The sequence below is a fragment of the Kosakonia sp. BYX6 genome (assembly GCF_038449125.1).
Taxonomy (GTDB): domain Bacteria; phylum Pseudomonadota; class Gammaproteobacteria; order Enterobacterales; family Enterobacteriaceae; genus Kosakonia; species Kosakonia calanthes.
The window spans coordinates 67,610-85,599 of the sequence record NZ_CP151800.1; the positions used below are offsets into that span (position 1 = coordinate 67,610).

The window sequence follows — 17,990 nt, forward strand, 5'->3', positions numbered from 1 at the left end:
TGCCGGGTTTTCCCGGCAGTTGCCATGAGAAAGCCATGCGAAATTTTATCCTCAGGCGACTGCTGCAAACCGTGCCAATGCTGCTGCTCGCGTCGCTGATCATCTTTATGCTGTTCGCGAAAACGCCCGGCGATTTTATCGACGGCAATATCACGCTGACCGCCGCCCGCGCGGCGGAACTGAAAGCCATTTACGGCCTCGACCAACCGCTGTTCACCCGCTACCTGCACTGGCTCGGTCAGTTGTTGCGCGGCGATCTCGGTTTCTCGCTGCAATACCAAATCCCGGTCAGCCAGTTGCTTAACCAATACATCTGGAACTCGTTTTTACTGGCAAGCGTCGCGTTAGTCTTTTATTGGGGAATTGGCCTGGCGGTAGGCATTGCGTCGGCGCTGAAACCCAATTCGTTATTCGATCACCTGGTCAGCGTCGCGGTGTTTGCCGCCATGTCGTTTCCGACCTTTTTTCTCTGCCTGCTGCTCATCAAATGGTTCGCGGTGGATTTGCATTGGCTGCCCGTTGGCGGCATGACCAACACCGGCAGCGACGACAGCGGCTTGGCGTGGATGATGCAGGTCGCGGCACACCTGGTGCTGCCGGTGATGGCGCTGGTGATGTTGCAGGCGGGCAGCCTGACGCGCTATTTCCGCGCCAGTATGTTGGACGTGGTGAAGATGGATTTTATCCGCACCGCGCGCGCCAAAGGGCTGCGCGAACGCACGGTGATTTTCAAACATGCGCTGCGCAATGCACTGTTGCCGATTATCACCCTGCTCGGTTTTGAACTGCCGGGGCTGTTTTCTGGCGCGATCATCACCGAAAAGGTGTTCAACTGGCCGGGCGCGGGGCATATCCATATCGATTCGCTGGCGGCGCGTGATTACCCGGTGCTAATGGGCTTCACCCTGTTTCTGGCGGTATTAACTATTCTCGGTAATTTGCTGGCCGATGTGTTGTACGCGTGGGCCGACCCGCGTATTCGGGTGAGGTCGTGATGCTCGGTTCTCTGTTCTCCACCCATCGCCGCCTGCGCAAAGCGGACATCCCGGCGTTGGCGCAGGCCACGCCTTCGCCCTGGCGACAGGCATGGAAAGCGTTGCGCCACAATCAGCTGGCGATGCTGTGCCTGGTGTTGCTGGTGGCGATGGCGCTCTGGTGCATGCTGGGGCCAATCTGGTCGCCGTGGAAAGATGACGCCACCGACGCGCTGATGATCAACAAACCGCCCGGCGCCGAACACTGGCTGGGCACGGATTTTCTCGGCCGCGATGTTTACACCCGGCTGCTGCTGGCGGGGCGCATTTCGCTGATTATTGGCCTGCTCACCATGCTGCTGTCGGTGGCGCTCGGCTATTTGCTCGGCGCGGTGTCAGGTTATGCGGGCGGCTGGACCGACAAACTGATTATGCGGCTGGCGGATCTGGTGATGACCATCCCGAGCTTGCCGTTGCTGATTGTTGCTGGCGCCATGCTCTCAGAGCTGGATTTCTCCGCAGAATCGCGCATCTACATGGTGGTTATCATGCTGAGCCTGTTGGAGTGGCCAAAGCTGGCGCGGCTGGTGCGCGGGCAAATTTTGTCCCTGCGCGAGCGCGATTTTATGCTGGCAACAAAGGTGCTTGGCCTGTCGGCGCGCCGCCGCCTGTTTGGTCATTTGCTGCCGAACACGGTGCCGATTCTGGTGGTGATGGCGACGATGGCGGTGGCAAACGCCATTTTGATGGAATCCGCGCTGAGCTACCTTGGTCTGGGCGTTGTTCCGCCGACGCCATCGTGGGGCAATATGATGGACGCCGCCAACAGTCTGATCGATTTTCAGCGCCGCCCGTGGCTGTGGATGCCGCCGGGCATCGCCATTTTTATCACCGTGATTGCCATCAATGTGTTGGGTGACGGCCTGCGCGATGCGCTCGATCCGAAAATGAAACGGAGCCTGAAATGAGCGAACCGCTGGTCGCTTTCAACCAATTATCGGTCTCCTTTGCCGCCGAACAGGGTCGGGTGCGGGCGGTGCAGGAGGTGTCGTTCATCATCAATGCCGGGCAGACCATTGGCGTGGTTGGTGAATCCGGCTGCGGCAAAAGCGTCACCGCCCTGTCATTGATGGGGTTGTTGCCCCCGCAGGCGGCACGCATCGACGGCGGGCAAATTCTCTTTCAGGGCAATGATTTGTTGCGCCTGAAACCCGCGAAGATGGCCGATCTGCGTGGCAATCAACTGGCGATGATTTTCCAGGAGCCGATGACGGCGTTAAATCCGGTGCTGACCATTGGCGAGCAGCTTTGCGAACCGCTGATCCGCCATCGCGGTGAAACACCGAAAGCGGCCTGGCAGCATGCCACGCAATTGATTCACGAGGTCGGGCTGGCGCGCGCGGAAAGCCTGATGAGCAGTTATCCGCATCAGCTTTCCGGCGGCATGTTGCAACGTATCATGATTGCCATGGCGTTGAGCTGCCAGCCAAAACTGCTGATTGCCGACGAACCGACCACCGCGCTGGATGTCACCGTGCAGGCGCAAATCTTGCGGCTGCTGCGCGATCAGGCGCGGGCGCAGCAGATGGCGTTAATGCTCATCACCCACGATTTAGGCGTGATTGCGCAGATGGCGGAACATGTGGTGGTGATGTACGCCGGGCGCGTTGTTGAGCAGGGGCCGACCGCCGAGGTGCTGCGTAACCCGCTGCATCCGTATACCAAAGGGCTGATTGCCTCGCGCCCGGTGCCGGGCGAGCGGCGACGTCGGCTTTATTCCATTCCCGGCCAGGTGCCCGATCTCGCCGCGTTGCCGCCGTATTGCGCCTTTTACGATCGCTGCGAACGCGCCACGGCGCAGTGCCGTCGCGGGGTTCCGCCGTTGATCGGCCAGACCCGGCAGGCGGCCTGTATTCACAGTGAATTCGCGGAGCCGGTCGCATGAGCCACCCTTATGTTATTGAAGTTGACGGGCTGAAAAAGCACTTCCCTCTGCGTGAGGGGGTGTTTGGACAGGAAACCGGGCAGTTACGCGCAGTAGATGGCGTCAGTTTCAAGATTCGTCAGGGCACCATTTTCGGGCTGGTGGGCGAATCCGGCAGCGGAAAAACCACCGTCGGGCGCACGCTGCTGGGGCTGTACGATAAAACTGCCGGCAGCGTGAAATACCGGGGCCAGGAGCTGCATGATTTGTCGCCGAAAGCGCTGCGCGCCCTGCGCCCGAAAATCCAGTTGGTGTTTCAGGATCCGTACAGTTCGCTGAATCCGCGGATTCGCATTGGCGATGCGATTGGCGAAGCGATGCTCGAACACAAGCTGTGCAGCCGCGCCGAGTTGTACGACAAGGTGATTGCGGTGATGAAAATCTGTGGGCTGTCGCCACAGCATTACAACCGTTTTCCCCATGAGTTTTCCGGCGGCCAGCGTCAGCGCATCGGCATTGCTCGCGCGCTTATCCTCAACCCGGATTTTATTATTGCCGACGAGCCGATTTCGGCGCTGGATGTCTCTATTCAGGCGCAGATTATCAACCTGTTCGCCGATCTGCGTGACGACCTCGGCGTCACCTTTCTGTTTATCTCGCACGATCTTGGCGTGGTGGAGCATCTGTGCGATGACGTGGCGGTGATGTATCTCGGACAACTGGTGGAAACCGCCAGCCGCGATGCACTGTTCAGCCAGCCGCTGCATCCTTACACCCAGGCGCTGCTGGCGGCGGTGCCAACACTGGATCCCCTGCGCGAGCCGGTTGCCGTGGTGCAGGGCGAAATTCCTGACCCGTCACGTCCCCCGTCGGGTTGCCGGTTTTCGTCTCGCTGCCCGCTGGCAACCGCGCAATGCCGTCAGGATGTTCCGGTGCTGCGTGAAGTCGCGCCCGGACACCGTGTGGCCTGTCATTTGGTGGATTAACTGCGTCACATATTCACCGCTCGAATGTGTGATCGCGTCCGGAGAACGCTTATGATAAGCCCATAAAAAGCAGGCTTATTACGAGGAATGCCGGTGGAACTTCATCAGCTCAGGTGTTTTATCGCCGTGGCGGACGAGCTGCATTTTGGCCACGCGGCGCAAAAGCTGGATATGCTGCCTTCCGCGCTTGGCCGTTACATTAAGTTGCTGGAAGAGGATCTCGGCACGCGTTTACTGACGCGTTCAACACGCAATGTTGCTTTAACCGCGCACGGCACGCTGTTTTTACCGGAAGCGCGGGAACTGATTGAGCGCGCTGATGATATACAAAAACGTTTTCAGAAACTGGCGCGGCAAAATGCCGGTCGCTTGCGCATCGGCGCGATCGACAGCGCGGCTGTCAGCCTGATCCCCCATGTGCTGCACCATTTTCGCGAGCAATGGCCAGAGGTAGAACTGAGTTTTCTGGAAGATAAATCGTCGCGCCTGTTGCCGAAGTTAAAAACCGGCAGGCTGGATCTGATATTCATTCGCCCGCAAAGCCTGATGGACAGTGCGCTGTTCAGCCAGTTCTTATTTTACGAAGATGTGGTGCTGGCGATTTCTGAAAAGCATCCGCTGGCGAACCGCACAGAAATAAATGTCGAAGACCTGCGCGATATTCCTCTGATCGTGCCGGAAAAACGCGTGCGTCCGCACAGCTACGATTTAACGCTGAGCCTGTTTGATCATGCGGGCTTTAAGCCGAATCTGATGCAGATTGCTGATGAAAAACAAACCATCATTAATATGGTGGCGGCGGAACTTGGCGCGGCGGTAATGCCGCGTTGGGTAATGCGCATGGCGTCGCTAAATATTAAATTTCTGCCGATTGGCCAGGGCTACGAAAATATCCGCAGCAAGTTACCGATGTCGGCCGTGTGGGTAAAAGGGGCGCGGGACGATGCGCGGGACAATATGATGAAAATCGTCATGGACGAATTGCCGGTAATTGCGGGTCTGTATTAGAGCTGTAGGTCGGATAAGATTTGTAGGCCGGGTAAGCGTTAGCGCCACCCGGCGATATTGCCGGATGGCGGCTTCGCCTTATCCGGCCTACAGACGATAAACGGCGCTACGCCATTGCGTTCGACAAGGCGGTCACCCGGTTTACCAGGCGGCCAATTTTGCCGATTTCCACTTCGATAACGTCGCCTTCTTGCATAAACAACGGCGGCGTTCGTTTCTTTCCCACTCCGCCCGGCGAGCCGGTAATAATCACATCACCTGCCTGTAGCGGGCTAAAACGGGAGATGTACTCCACCAGTACCGCGACGGAATTGATCATATTGTGGGTCGAATCGTTCTGCACCCGGTTGCCATTTAACCAGGTGCTGATGGCGAGATCTTGCGGGTCATTGATCTCATCGCGGGTCACCATCCACGGCCCGAACGCGCCGGTTTTTCGCCAGTTTTTGCCAGACGTGAACCAGGTATACTGCATATCACGAACCGATCCGTCCATAAAACAGCTGTAACCGGCGACATGCTCTAACGCCTTGTCACGGCTCACATTGTCCGTTGGCTTGCCGATCACCACCGCCAGTTCACCTTCGTAATCAAACTCATTGCTGCTGTCGGGTTTGCACACCGCTTCGCCATGGGCGCAGAGGGTATCCGGGAAGCGAACAAACAGGGTCGGCGCATCGATAGTTTGTTCAAACTCGATCCGCTTTTCCATGTAGTTCATGCCTACGCAGAAAATCTTATTGGGGTTTTCAATCACTGGCAAAAAGTGAATTTCGTCGGCGTGAAAATCGGCCTGCGCCGGAATAATAGACGCTAATTCCGCCAGCGCATTACCGGCAATCGCCGATTTCAGATCCGGGAAATACGCCGATAAGCGTTTACCTAAATCAAAAACCTGCTCGCCGTCGATGCAGCCCCATGTTTTTTCACCGGATGTCGGATTAACAAAACTGAGTAACTTCATGATAATACCTGTGCCTGAACGGCGATTTATTTAATAAATTTAATCTGCTGATTAATCTCTTCAATAATCGGCAGCTTTCGCGCGTTATAAATCTTCTTATTCTCTTCGAATAAATTATTGCCTTCACAGTCGATGGAAATAATTAACGGACCGAACTCTTTGACCTTATTCACCCACAGGGTTTCCGGCATGCCGAGATCGCGCCACTGAGCATCTTCGATTTTCTCCACGCAGGTGGCGGCCAGCACCGCGCAGCCGCCAGGGAACACCGCATGTACCGCTTTATGCGTGCGGCAACCTTCTTCAGTGTTCGGCCCCATGCCGCCTTTGCCGACAATCAGCTTCACGCCGGTTTGCTCGATAAACTCTTTCTCGAACTTCTCCATGCGCATGCTGGTGGTCGGGCCGATAGAGATCATCTCGAACTCGTTTTCCCCTTTTTCCACCACGATCGGGCCTGCGTGGAAAATCGCCAGGCCGTTCAGATCCACCGGCAACTCGCGTTTTAGCTCAATCAGACGGCGGTGCGCCACGTCACGGCAGGTCACCAGCGTCCCGGTCAGATAGACGATTTCACCCGGCTTCAGCGCCAGCAAATCTTCGTCTTTGATTGGCGTGGTCAGCACTTTTTTCATAATACAGCCCCCTGATGGGAAAGAATTTCGTAAGAGAGATCGGCGCTAAAGCGGATGGCGCCGCGACGGTGCGCCCAGCAACCGGTCGAAACTGCGACGCCAATGGTCGATGGATGGCGCGCGGACGATTCAATATTTACCCCCATCACCGAGGCTTTACCGCCCATGCCCTGCGGCCCCAGCCCAACTTTGTTCAGCCCCTCTTCCAGCAGCGCCTCCATTTTGGCGGCGTCCGGGTTTGGGTGTGTGGAGTCGACCGGGCGCAAAATCGCTTTCTTCGACAGACGCGCGGCGGTTTCTACCGATGTCGACACTCCAACGCCTACCAGCAGCGGCGGGCAGGCGTTCACGCCGTAAGAGGTGATAACGTCAAAAACAAACTGGTTCACGCCTTCATAGCCCTGGCCCGGCATCAGCACTTTCGCCGCGCCCGGCAGCGAGCAACCGCCGCCGGCCATATAAACTTCAATGGTGCAGCTGTCGTCATCGGGAATGATGTCCCAGTCCAGCCAGGGAATGCGCGAGCCGGTATTGGTGCCGGTGTTTTTCTCGATAAAGGTTTCCACCGCGTTATGGCGCAGCGGCGCTTTTTTGGTGGCTTCCAGCGTGGCGGTTTTGAGGATCGATTCCAGGCCGCTCAGGTACGGGAATTTCGCCCCGCAGGTGATGAAATACTGAATCACGCCGGTGTCCTGGCAACATGGGCGATCCAGCTCGTCGGCCCGTTTTTGGTTTTCGAACATTGAGTCGTAAACCGCCATTGCCAGCGGCGCGTCCTCTTCGGCACGCAGTGCTTCAAGTTTTTTCATAACATCGGTCGGCAGGCGTTTGCCAACATACCCGGTAAAGCGGGTCATCACGTCAGTTAATGACGAAATTGCTTCAGATGTGCTCACAATATGCTCCATTTCTTTTTTCAGGCTAATGCGTTTTTCATTGCCTTGCGTTTACGGCTGATTTCGATAGAGAGGGTCAAAACAGCGGAGACCACCAACATGCCCGCCACGCAGTAAAGGGCGAGGGAGAAGTCGCCGGTGGTCTCTTTCAGCCAGCCGATGACCGCCGGGCCAGCAAAGCCGCCGAGGTTGCCAATTGAGTTGATTGCCGCCAGGCCAGCCGCAGCGGCCGGGCCATTCAGGAACAGCGACGGAATGCTCCACAGCGGCGGTTTGCAGGAAGAGATGCCGACGTTCGCCATTACCAGTGCGAATATCGCCAGCGGCAGGCTGTGAACCGAACCGGCCAGCACAAAGCCCAGGCAAGCGAACAGACACGCGCTGACAACGTGCCAGGTGCGCTCTTTGGTTTTATCGGAATGCTTCGCCCACAGGATCATCGCGACAATCGACAGCGCGGCGGGAATCGCGTTAATAAAGCCGATTTGGAAAGTACTTAAGCCAAAAGATTTAATGAATTGTGGCGACCAGATATTCAGGGAATAAAGGCCTGCGGAGGTGCCGAAATAGACCACGGCCAGCGTCAGCACGCGGATGTCAGTCAGCCCTTTCCAGATACTGGTTTTGGCCTGGCCTGCTTTGTTCTGATTTTCGTCCGCCAGTGTCGTAATCAGCCACTGGGTCTCTTCTTTATTCAGCCAGCGGTTTTTCTCCGGGCGATCGTTTAAGTAGAAAAAGGTGAAAATGCCGAGCAGGACTGCGGCCACAGAATCCAGCATAAACATCAGCTGCCAGCCTTTCAGACCGAATGCGCCATGCATGCTCAAAATCGTGCCCGCCAGCGGGGAACCGAGCATCGAAGAGATCGGTGCGGCGGCCATAAAAAAGGCAATCACCTGCGCACGGCGTTTAATGGGAAACCAGGTGCTCAAATAGAGAATAATGCCGGAGAAAAATCCTGCTTCGGCAACGCCTAATAAAAAACGCAGAATATAAAACCCTGTCGAGGTTTCAACAAGCATCATGCAAGCGGCAATAATTCCCCAGCTCACCATAATGCGCGCCAGCCAAATACGCGGCCCGACTTTTAGCAGAATAACGTTTGACGGAATATCCGTTAAGAAATAACCAATAAAAAACATGCCCGCGCCAATACCAAAAACCGTGGATGAAAATCCCAGATCTTGATTCATAGTCAGGGCGGCAAAACCGATATTTATACGATCAAAAAATGCAATAAAATACGCGAACATCACGAAGGGTACGATCCGCCAGGATATTTTCCTGAGCGTGACCTGTTCAGTTGTAGAGTTCATAACATTGTTTTCCAGCAGTTAAAATAATAATGACAGGCAACGTTAAGGAATAAAAATGCGACCTGCTGACGGGCTTACTATGGGAGGAATAAAAGCGGGGATCATCCGAGGTCGATTATATAAAAAATGCGAATAATCACGGCGTAATAAAAAACAGCGGCAGAAATACCCGCTGCGATCAATAAAACCCTAAAAACCGTGTGATTATTAACAGGAATGGGTGAGAGTTTTTACTTTAAAGAAACATGTCCCGCAGAGCGGAAAAGAAGGGATATGTGATACGGCTCAAAAATCGAAACGATAAAAAACCCGGCGAACCGGGCTTTCAGGCATGTTTTAGCTCTTCAAAGAGTTCTGGGTGCTTATCCAGTGCTTTGAACAACAAGACTAATGGTTTAGGGGGGGCAACACGGCCGGTTTCATAACGACTGAAGGCGTTAGCTCCGCCACCAAAAATCTCAGCCGCCTGGCGCTGATCCAGGTTGAAACGCTTACGTATCGTAGCGATAAAATTTGGGTCTACCTCATCAGCGTTAACTTTTCGCACAAATGCGGCGACCTGTTTTGAGTAGAGTTCACCATTAAGACGATCAAAGATGATTTCCCCACATGCGTCGCAATAGTCGCCAGTAACCTTGGTAATCATTGTTATGTGGCCTTTGTACCCGTATTTAACGTCGCGGGTTTCGTGTTTGAGTTCCGCGCCGCCACAAATAGGACATTTCATGTTACCTCTCCTTAAAGGATACGATCAGCACGTCGTTAGACACGATCAATTTCAGATACAACTGCTGTCCATTCCAGGTAGGACGATAAACATCATGCCAAACAGTGTGATCCGCATACGCTGTCATGCTTTTAAAAAAATCTTTTAAACTCAAAGCTAAAATCACAGCACACATTTCATCAAAAGGTGGTGAAGTGAAGCCCAACTCGATTGCCCCAGCAACGGCACTGGCCGTTGTTTTGACTTTTCCATCCATGACCATCTGCTTAACGATGTGTAAGCGGATGTGGGGAGTTCCTTTCTCCATAGTGTTAACCTAAAAGCAAAATTATGCAAATAGGGTAAATTTAAAGTACGTGATTCGAGTGGTCAAAGCCTCAAAGATAGAATTGCGAGCGAAGCAAAATTTTGGATGTAAATCCGATGTAAGCAATAAAAAACCCGGCGAACCGGGCTTTCAGGCTTAGATAAAGGTAAAAATCTCGTCGCGCGGCAGGCGGGATTTTGGCAGTGCGGCGTTGAAGTCCTGCTCGCTGCGATAACCCAGCGACACCAGCACTACGCTGGTCAGCCCTTTTTCACGCAGGCCCAGCGAAAGATCCAGCGCGCGCGAGTCAAATCCTTCCATTGGCGTTGCGTCAATGCCGAGCATCGCGGCGCCGAGCAGCAAACCGCCGAGCGACAGGTAAACCTGTTTTTCCATCCACTGCGGCATATCGCGCTGTTCATAGCGGTGAAGATCAACATAGGAGCGACGGCTCTTGTCCTGGCCCGCTTGCGCGCCTTCTGCGACAAAACGGCCATCTTTTTGCTCTTGCGCCAACACATTTTGCAGATGTTGCTCATCAAGATCGCTACGCATGCAGAGCGCAATCACATGCGAGGCATTCAAAATTTTCGGTTCGTTATAGGCGAATGTGTTGGTGGCGGCTTTCGCCATCGCAGCGCGGCCTTCTGCTGTTGAGGCGACAACAAAGTGCCACGGCTGGGAGTTAACGGAAGAGGGGCTGTTTTGCAGAACGTTCAGCAGCGTGTCGATTTTATCCTGCGGCAGCGTCTTGCCGGGTTCGAAGGCTTTCACGGTATGGCGGGCAATTACGGCATCATCAAGGGTCATCGTATTTCTCCTGGCGCAAAATAAAGAAGTGTGTCGAGAATAAACGCAAAACTCAGCCAGATAAATCGTTGTAAAAAGGCAACACTTTCACTCAATAAGTGAAAATGCGGTTTGCCTGCGCGGCGATTTCTGGCACAACAGAGTCGCCATATTTATTACCTTCGGAGAAACCATGATTCGGCTGGAAGATATCACGCTGTTCGTTCGCTCGGCGGTGCTGGGCAGTTTTTCAAATGCCGCGCGCGAAGCGGGGTTGCTGCCGGGCCAGGTCAGCGCCGCGGTTCACCGGCTGGAGCGGGATCTGGATAAACGCCTGTTTGTGCGCTCGACGCGCAGCCTGCGCCTGACCGCCGAGGGTGAAAAATACCTGCCTTTCGCGCAAGAGATGCTGGCGGTAGTGCAAGCCGGCGCGGAAAGCCTGCACAGCGGCGATAACGAACCGCAGGGCGAATTGCGCGTCGCCATGCCGTCTGATTTGGGCCGCAACGTGTTGCTGCCGCTGATTACCCGCTTTTGCGAGCAGTACCCGAAAGTGTCGCTGCGCCTCTCGCTTTCCGATCAGATCAGCGATGTGTTTCGCGACCCGGTGGATATCGCGATCCGCTACGGCGTACTGGATAACAGCAGCTATGTCGCGCTGCCGATCGCCGAGGATAACCGCCGCGTGCTGGCTGCGTCGCCGGGCTACCTGGCAACGCATGGCCGGCCGCAAACGCTGGACGAGGTCGTGAATCACCACTGTTTGTTGTTCACCATGAACAGCCAGGTGTATGACAAATGGAGCTTTCCGGAAAACGGCATGCGCCGCCAGCTTATCGTCAAAAGCCGCATGCTGTGCGATGACGCCGATGTTGCTCGCCGCTGGGCGCTGGAGGGCATGGGCATTGTTTATAAATCGTGGATTGATATCAGCGCCGATGTGCTGGCCGGGCGGCTGGAAGTGCTGCTGCCACAGCACCCTGGCGAGGCCGCGCCGCTGAACTTAATTTGCCCGCACCGCAAGCAGTTTTCCCCGGCGATCCGCCATCTGCACGGCGTCTTGCGCGAGCACTTGCAACCCACCACCGCGCTGCTTCATAACGCTTCAATTTTTAAACCGCACATATGAACAAAAAGTGTACATTTATTCGGACCAGGATTAAGCCTCTGTCTTACAAAGGAAAAACTGGCTATGACTTTGCGTTCATTAGGTACGACGGGTTTACAGATTCCCTCATTGGTGTTTGGCGGTAACGTTTTTGGCTGGACCGTTGATGAAAAACAGAGCTTCAGCTTGCTGGATGCGCTGCTGGAAAGGGGCTTCAACGCCATTGATACCGCCGATGTTTATTCGGCGTGGGCGCCGGGTAATCAAGGTGGTGAATCGGAAACCATTATTGGTAAATGGCTGGCCGCGCACCCCGGCAATCGCGAGAAAATCACGCTATTTACCAAAGTCGGTTCTGACCTCGGCGAACCCGGCAAGAAAGGCCTTTCCGCCCGCTGGATAGCACAGGCCGTTGAAGATTCGCTGCGCCGCCTGCAAACCGACTATATCGATCTCTATTTCTCTCACTGGCCGGATAGCAAAACGCCGTACGATGAAACGCTGGGTGCGTATGAAAAACTGCTGAAGGCCGGGAAAATCCGCGCGATTGGCGCGTCCAACCTCAATGCTGAACAGTTGGCGGAATCGTTGAAAGTGGCCGACGCGAAAGGTCTGCCGCGTTACCAGGTGCTGCAACCGGAATATAACCTCTACGATCGTTCCAGCTTCGAAGGCGCGTTGCAGGACTTAACGGTGCGGGAGAATATCGGCGTGGTGACCTATTACAGCCTCGCGTCCGGCTTCCTTTCCGGCAAATACCGCAGTGAAAAAGACCTCAGCCAAAGCCAGCGCGGCAACGGTATTGCCAAATACCTGAACCCGCGCGGTTTTGCCCTTATCGACGCACTGGAAACCGTGGCGGCGAACCATAATGTGAAACCCGCCGAAGTGGCGCTGGCCTGGCTTATCCGACAACCGGGCGTCACCGCACCGATCGCCAGCGCAACGAAAATCGCCCACGTCGACAGCTTCGTCACGGCGGTATCGTTAACACTCTCCTCAGACGAGATTGCCGCGCTGAATAAAGCGGGCGCGTAAGCTTGAGATGCCCGGAAATAACGCCGGGCTTTTAATAATATTTAAATGCTCATTCTTTGAATCTTGCCTATAAAAAGGTGTGATGTTCGCGATAAATTATTCAGGAACTCATTTCAATGGATATGTGAAAAAAGATGAAACGGACACATCAGCATAAGCCCCTTATACCGAGGGTTTTTCGCCTCTCATCAACAGTTGGAGAGTGTGGTTTTAACGATCCTGATGATGTTAAAGCGCTTCAGATACAAATCAAAAATGCAGGCTATTCGCAAGCGACAGGACGTACCATTAATACTGATGGTCAATGCATAGCAGATACTTTAGAAGCGATACGCTGGTTTCAGCAGTTGGTTGGTATGCCTGCTTCGGGGCTTGTATACCCTACTGACATGTGGTTTATGGAGGCGTTAGAAAATGCGACGTCTTTGCGCTGGCGGGAAAGACACATTGGTGGACCTTTGCAGGTGCCAGAAGGTCAGTTAACTTTTGACTATGAAGGGGTTGATTATGTTACTGCCGTTGAACCTTTTCGACAGCCCGTTCGTATGCCTTGGTTTTCGCGGATCTTGCACCATCCCTCTTCTGACTCAGGTGTAACGATTGGACGCGGTTACGATATGAAAAAACGTAGCGGCGGCAGTATCTTATATATGCTCAGGCAATCAGGTATAGAGGAATATAAAGCCCAAATATGCGCTAAAGCTGCCTGGCTGCAAGGACGACAGGCGGATATTTTTATTAGCGTTTATGATCCTTTGGTCGGGGAAATTACGCATCAACAACAAATACGCCTTTTTGAGCTTTCATATCGGGAGAAAAAGGATTATGCCAAAGGCGTATATAGACGAAATAGTGCGAAGTTATTTAAATCATTATCTTGGGATCAGATTGATATAAAAATAAGAGATGTATTTGTTGATACGATTTTTCAGGGAAATCAGACAGCTACAACCATGGTGAAAATTATGGCTGAGAATGGAACGCGCAAAGATATTATTGAGTACCTCAAGTCTGATTTATATCAATCACGAGATCCGCAACGCTTATCGCTAAGGTTAAATTACTTAAGATGAAAGTTATAATTTTATTTATATCGCTGCTATTTCTTGGAAATAGCGCATGTGCGGCAACTAAAAGCATCAGTGAAAATAACGATGTTTCGCAATGCATAAAAAAATATGGCGAGAGTAATGATGAATGCTTGGGTATTCTTAATGAGAAATCTGAGAGTAAGCTAAATAGTGTATATAATACTAAGTTGAATGAAATTGCCTCCTATGATTACACCCGTTGGTGGCGAGGGACACAGGAACAGAAAGATCGCATGCTGGCGACTTATAAGCAGAATCAGAAAGAATGGATTCAATATAGAAATAATTATTGTGAACTGGTTAGTACCCAAGCAATGGGAACCCATGCTTTTGGAGAAGATATGCTAGGTTGCATTTTGAATATGAATACGTTGAGGATCGATCAGATCACCAGGATCAAGCTCTGATACATTCTCATTGCGTTACCGGGCCTACACTCCCGTAGGCCACCATCCGGCATAACATCCCTCTCCGCTGACATACCCTGTCAGCGCGATCGTTTATCTTTCCCTTAGTGAAATCAGGGAATTACATGAATCCCACCTGTAAGCGCAAAATTTCATTTTAGTTTTCCGGTTTGCTGCCGTTAACCACTATGAGCAAAAACAAGGTTTTACCTATAACAGGGCCGTGGCGCGAGGGTCAGGCCGTAACCGTTAACGTCTTCTGAGACTTCGTATTCCGGAACGAGTAAATGAAGGAAAGTCACGACAGAAAACACGACCCGCTGATTGAGCGGCTGTGCGAAATTTTCGCGGCGCTCTACCAGGGAAGAACGATTGATAAAGCGTGGCTGTGCGATAAATTCGGCATCACGGAGCGCACGGCCTACCGCGATCTCGCGAGACTCGGGCACATCCTCGATCAGGTTTCTCCGGGGCGCTATAAACTCAGCACTCACCTTCTTCCCACTTTGCACAACGGCCATTTGGCGGAGTTCGCCGATTTTACCGGCGTGGCGAACCTTTTTCCGCGCACTGACGGCCAGTCGTTGCGTAATAGCCTGCAAAACCGCGGCAATATCGCGTTTCATGCCGCCAGTAGCCGGGAAAATCGGCTGATTGAAGAGAGTCTTCGGGTGTTAAATCAGTCGATTACGGAACGTTGTGAAGTGGAATATCACTATCGCGACAAGGTGCGACGCGCGCAGCCCTATCGGCTGATTAATCAGTACGGATTGTGGTACCTGGCGGCGGTAGAGAAGGGGCAGCTCAAAGCCTTTGAAGTCGCGCGCATTGAGCGCCTTAAAAGTACTACGACGCGTTTTGAACCGCAGGCGGAGGTGGTCGCCGAACTGGAGAGTGGCGTCGGTATCCGTTTTGGTTCACGGGTGGAGACGCAACTGCGCGTTTCGGCGCACGCCGCAGAGTATGTTACTCGCCGGGCGCTGTTTCCGTCTCAGCGTATTATTGAACAGCATGACGATGGTAGCCTGACGCTCTCCACCGCCATTAGCGATCCGCATACGCTGTTTCGCTGGCTGCGTTACTGGCTGCCGGATATCGGCATCCTTTCCCCGACTACGCTGCGCGAAGAGTTCGAGCAGGATTTGCAAAAGCGCTACGACCAGGCGTAATGGAGTTAAAGGGGATGAGCGGCTATTGTGGTCTTCCATCCTCAATCCATTTTTTAACCAGCCCCATCGACAAGTGATAGCGTGCGCAATTATAGACTTCAAGAATGCGCAACTCTTCCTGTAAGAGCGTTCGGAACTGGTTTTTTTCATTCTCATCCAGTGTGATGGATGTCATGGCGGCTTCAATACTTATTCTTTCCCGAACGATATGGCAAATGACCTCATTCAACGTTTCACGGTGTCGATAGCGGAACGGATCAGGTACACCCATGGCTTCAAGTGTGACGGCGTATTTTTTAATCGAGCGACGGTATAAAAATTCGAAAAGCTCAGCGGCAAGTGAAGCATCTTGCTTCTCATAAATCCCCATCATTGCATAGGCGTATCCGGTTGGTTCCGCATCAAGAAAGGATAGAGGGGCACTGTTATACATCATCAAAGGGATATTGGCTGCCAGGCGGCTTGTCCGTTTGTTGCCATCTTCAAACGGTTGCAGGTAAGCAAGATTGACCCATAAAAAGAACGCTGATTCCACGGGATTCTTTATTTTGCGCGCTTTTTCAATGATGGTTTCAAACATATCCTGGAGTAGTACTGGTGTTTGTAAAGGCGTATAGGTTGTACCGCTGATATTGACGATTTTTGTTCTTATACTCCCAAGTCCCGTTGAATCTGACAGCAAATCACGCATGAGTATTGAATGTAAGTTACTGATTACTGCTGCGGTAAGTCCATATTGCGGAACAGCATCAACAAGAAACTCAATAGCTTGCTTATGGTTTAACAGCATGACAGCATCCAGGTCTTCTGCATCCATCCCGCTGCGGAATAATTCCTCTGTTGCCAGTAAGGAGTAAGTGTTTCCTTCCAGCCGCGAGGATGACCACGATAGATCGACCAGCAATGGTTCCAGAACCTTCCGGGCATAGGTTCCGGCCGGCTGTTGTCCAGCCATTCGCCCTTCATTCAACAAAGTTTGAGCCAGATCCTCTGGTAATAAAAACGTTTTATTAGGGATATAACTATCGACGAATTCCCGGACATAACCCGTTATTTCACGTGTGGTCAGTGGAGACTGGAGATACGTCAAAAGAGCCTGAGCATCAGAAATTTCAACTGACTCATCGGGTATCGCCACAGCGGTTACAGATGAATAGCGGGTTGCCTTGCCGATCCCTTGTCTGAGTAAAGAACCTTCCCTGACAAGCACGTCCACATGGCGTTTGATGGTTGACTTACCTACGTTGAGTGCCTGTGCTAGTTCGCTGGAACTAACGGGTTTATCCTTCATACGAACAGCATCAAGAATATTGTCTTTTACAGGCATCTCCCCCCCTTTTTTCGATCGGCTTAACGTCTCTGATATCTGGGCCGTAAATTCAAATACGGTCCATCATAACTAAAATACGTCCCAAGAAAATCAAATACGGCCCATTTTAGGAAAATACGGCCCGAAATGGGCCGTATAGGAAAGAAGGTGCTCTGTTACGAGAAGGTAATGTCTACAACTCTTGCGTCGTCGGGCGAAAGAGAATTTCGTTGATATCCACATCGTCAGGCTGGCTGATGGCGAAAAGCACCATGCTGGCGAACGAATCGGCGGAGATCGCGTTCTCCTCGTAGAGCTTTTTGACGCCCACCGCCATGTCCGGATCGGTCACGCTGTTTGGTAACTCGCTCTGCACCGCGCCGGGCGAAATGATCGTCGTGCGAATATTGTACGGCTTCACTTCCTGGCGCAGCCCTTCGCTCAGCACCCGCACTGCCGTTTTGGTGGCGGCGTATACCGCGCTGCCTGCGCGCACTTTGTGCCCGGCTACCGACGACGTGTTGATGATATGCCCGGACTTTTGCTGCTCCATATACGGCAGCGCAGCGGCGATACCGTACAGCACGCCTTTCAAGTTGACGTCGATCATGGCGTCCCAGTCGGCTATGCGGCGTTTGCCGAGCAGCGAATGCGGCATCAACCCGGCATTATTGACGATCACGTCAATGCGGCCATGCAGTTTGACCGCGCGATCGACCAGCGCCTGTACTTGTTCTGCGTCGGTAACATCGGTTTGCACTGCCGCTTCGGCGGGCAGGTTCAGCTCCTGCGCCAGTTTTTGCAGGCGATCAACACGACGTGCGCCAAGCACCACTTTCGCACCTTCTTGCACCAGACGGCGGGCCAACGCCTCGCCCAGGCCGCTGCTGGCGCCGGTGATGACCACCACTTTATTCTCTACGTTTTTCATAACCTCTCCTGATTAACCGCGATACTGCTCGTCGGTGACGTGCTCAAGCCAGGTCACCGGGCTGCCGTTAAGCGATTCGGCAATGGCGATATGCGTCATCGCGTTCGTTGCCGTCGCGCCATGCCAGTGTTTAACCCCTTCGGGGATCCAGACGATATCGCCCGGGTTCATCTCCTGAATCGGCTCGCCTTCGCACTGAATCCAGCCTTTGCCATGGGTCACGATCAGCGTCTGACCGAGCGGATGCGTGTGCCACGCGGTACGCGCGCCCGGCTCAAATGTGACGGTCGCGCCGCCGACTCGCGCGGGTTCGTCGGCTTTAAATGGCGCGTCAATGCGCACGCGACCGGTGAAATACTCTGCTGGCCCCTGCGCGGACGGAACCGATGCACTGCGGATGATTTTCATGTT

General features: G+C 53.3%; 20 protein-coding genes. 10 read left to right on the top strand and 10 right to left on the bottom strand.

Features of this window, described 5'->3' with window-relative positions:
- Nucleotides 1-35 precede the first annotated feature (35 nt).
- From AAEY27_RS00280 to AAEY27_RS00300, 5 genes are all read left to right on the top strand, one after another.
- Nucleotides 36-995, top strand: coding sequence for an ABC transporter permease (locus AAEY27_RS00280; RefSeq protein ID WP_342322980.1), 960 nt, complete (start codon nucleotides 36-38; stop codon nucleotides 993-995).
- Complete coding sequence (gene opp4C / locus AAEY27_RS00285; protein ID WP_342322981.1) at nucleotides 995-1,942, top strand: oligopeptide ABC transporter permease; 948 nt, start codon at nucleotides 995-997, stop codon at nucleotides 1,940-1,942. The genes AAEY27_RS00280 and opp4C overlap by 1 nt, the downstream gene beginning before the upstream one ends.
- Nucleotides 1,939-2,919, top strand: coding sequence for an ABC transporter ATP-binding protein (locus AAEY27_RS00290; protein ID WP_342322982.1), 981 nt, complete (start codon nucleotides 1,939-1,941; stop codon nucleotides 2,917-2,919). Before opp4C ends, AAEY27_RS00290 begins: the two co-directional genes overlap by 4 nt.
- Complete coding sequence (locus AAEY27_RS00295) at nucleotides 2,916-3,884, top strand: ABC transporter ATP-binding protein (protein ID WP_342322983.1); 969 nt, start codon at nucleotides 2,916-2,918, stop codon at nucleotides 3,882-3,884. Before AAEY27_RS00290 ends, AAEY27_RS00295 begins: the two co-directional genes overlap by 4 nt.
- 93 nt (nucleotides 3,885-3,977) lie before the next feature.
- Complete coding sequence (locus tag AAEY27_RS00300) at nucleotides 3,978-4,892, top strand: LysR family transcriptional regulator (RefSeq protein ID WP_425294650.1); 915 nt, start codon at nucleotides 3,978-3,980, stop codon at nucleotides 4,890-4,892.
- Between the two features lie 106 nt (nucleotides 4,893-4,998).
- Here AAEY27_RS00300 and AAEY27_RS00305 read toward each other — a convergent pair whose 3' ends face one another.
- The 7 genes from AAEY27_RS00305 to nfsB form a co-directional block, all read right to left on the bottom strand.
- Nucleotides 4,999-5,856 (bottom strand): fumarylacetoacetate hydrolase family protein, encoded by an 858-nt coding sequence (locus AAEY27_RS00305; protein ID WP_342322985.1) that lies wholly within the window; start codon nucleotides 5,854-5,856, stop codon nucleotides 4,999-5,001.
- 26 nt (nucleotides 5,857-5,882) lie between these two features.
- Nucleotides 5,883-6,491 (bottom strand): L(+)-tartrate dehydratase subunit beta, encoded by a 609-nt coding sequence (ttdB, locus tag AAEY27_RS00310; protein ID WP_342322986.1) that lies wholly within the window; start codon nucleotides 6,489-6,491, stop codon nucleotides 5,883-5,885.
- Nucleotides 6,488-7,387 carry a L(+)-tartrate dehydratase subunit alpha gene (gene ttdA / locus AAEY27_RS00315; protein ID WP_342322987.1) on the bottom strand — a complete coding sequence of 300 codons (900 nt, stop codon included), beginning with the start codon at nucleotides 7,385-7,387 and terminating at the stop codon, nucleotides 6,488-6,490. Before ttdA ends, ttdB begins: the two co-directional genes overlap by 4 nt.
- Before the next feature lie 20 nt (nucleotides 7,388-7,407).
- Nucleotides 7,408-8,703: an MFS transporter gene (locus AAEY27_RS00320; protein ID WP_342322988.1), complete on the bottom strand. Its 1,296-nt coding sequence runs from the start codon at nucleotides 8,701-8,703 to the stop codon at nucleotides 7,408-7,410.
- 325 nt (nucleotides 8,704-9,028) lie between these two features.
- Entirely contained in the window at nucleotides 9,029-9,430 is a 402-nt protein-coding gene (locus AAEY27_RS00325) for a type II TA system antitoxin MqsA family protein (RefSeq protein WP_342322989.1), read from the bottom strand.
- 1 nt (nucleotide 9,431) lies between these two features.
- Nucleotides 9,432-9,737 (bottom strand): type II toxin-antitoxin system MqsR family toxin, encoded by a 306-nt coding sequence (locus tag AAEY27_RS00330; protein WP_342322990.1) that lies wholly within the window; start codon nucleotides 9,735-9,737, stop codon nucleotides 9,432-9,434.
- A 156-nt stretch (nucleotides 9,738-9,893) separates the two neighbouring features.
- Nucleotides 9,894-10,547: an oxygen-insensitive NAD(P)H nitroreductase gene (gene nfsB, locus AAEY27_RS00335; protein ID WP_342322991.1), complete on the bottom strand. Its 654-nt coding sequence runs from the start codon at nucleotides 10,545-10,547 to the stop codon at nucleotides 9,894-9,896.
- A gap of 172 nt (nucleotides 10,548-10,719) precedes the next feature.
- Between nfsB and AAEY27_RS00340 the strand changes: the two genes are divergently transcribed.
- The 5 genes from AAEY27_RS00340 to AAEY27_RS00360 all read left to right on the top strand — a co-directional run bounded on the left by AAEY27_RS00340 (nucleotide 10,720) and on the right by AAEY27_RS00360 (nucleotide 15,339).
- Entirely contained in the window at nucleotides 10,720-11,655 is a 936-nt protein-coding gene (locus AAEY27_RS00340) for a LysR family transcriptional regulator (protein WP_342322992.1), read from the top strand.
- 63 nt (nucleotides 11,656-11,718) lie between these two features.
- Nucleotides 11,719-12,672: an aldo/keto reductase gene (locus tag AAEY27_RS00345; protein ID WP_342322993.1), complete on the top strand. Its 954-nt coding sequence runs from the start codon at nucleotides 11,719-11,721 to the stop codon at nucleotides 12,670-12,672.
- A 134-nt stretch (nucleotides 12,673-12,806) separates the two neighbouring features.
- Nucleotides 12,807-13,745, top strand: a complete 939-nt coding sequence (locus tag AAEY27_RS00350) for a peptidoglycan-binding protein (RefSeq protein ID WP_342322994.1) — start codon at nucleotides 12,807-12,809, stop codon at nucleotides 13,743-13,745.
- Nucleotides 13,742-14,170, top strand: a complete 429-nt coding sequence (locus tag AAEY27_RS00355; RefSeq protein WP_342322995.1) for a lysozyme inhibitor LprI family protein — start codon at nucleotides 13,742-13,744, stop codon at nucleotides 14,168-14,170. Before AAEY27_RS00350 ends, AAEY27_RS00355 begins: the two co-directional genes overlap by 4 nt.
- Before the next feature lie 287 nt (nucleotides 14,171-14,457).
- On the top strand, nucleotides 14,458-15,339 hold the full coding sequence (locus AAEY27_RS00360; RefSeq protein ID WP_342322996.1) for a helix-turn-helix transcriptional regulator: 882 nt from the start codon (nucleotides 14,458-14,460) through the stop codon (nucleotides 15,337-15,339).
- A 22-nt stretch (nucleotides 15,340-15,361) separates the two neighbouring features.
- On the opposite strand, the gene AAEY27_RS00365 is transcribed toward AAEY27_RS00360, so the two are convergent.
- The 3 genes from AAEY27_RS00365 to AAEY27_RS00375 form a co-directional block, all read right to left on the bottom strand.
- On the bottom strand, nucleotides 15,362-16,666 hold the full coding sequence (locus tag AAEY27_RS00365; protein ID WP_342322997.1) for a Fic family protein: 1,305 nt from the start codon (nucleotides 16,664-16,666) through the stop codon (nucleotides 15,362-15,364).
- Nucleotides 16,667-16,841: 175 nt separating this feature from the next.
- Complete coding sequence (locus AAEY27_RS00370) at nucleotides 16,842-17,579, bottom strand: SDR family oxidoreductase (protein WP_342322998.1); 738 nt, start codon at nucleotides 17,577-17,579, stop codon at nucleotides 16,842-16,844.
- Between the two features lie 12 nt (nucleotides 17,580-17,591).
- Nucleotides 17,592-17,987, bottom strand: coding sequence for a (R)-mandelonitrile lyase (locus AAEY27_RS00375; protein WP_342322999.1), 396 nt, complete (start codon nucleotides 17,985-17,987; stop codon nucleotides 17,592-17,594).
- Nucleotides 17,988-17,990 lie beyond the last annotated feature (3 nt).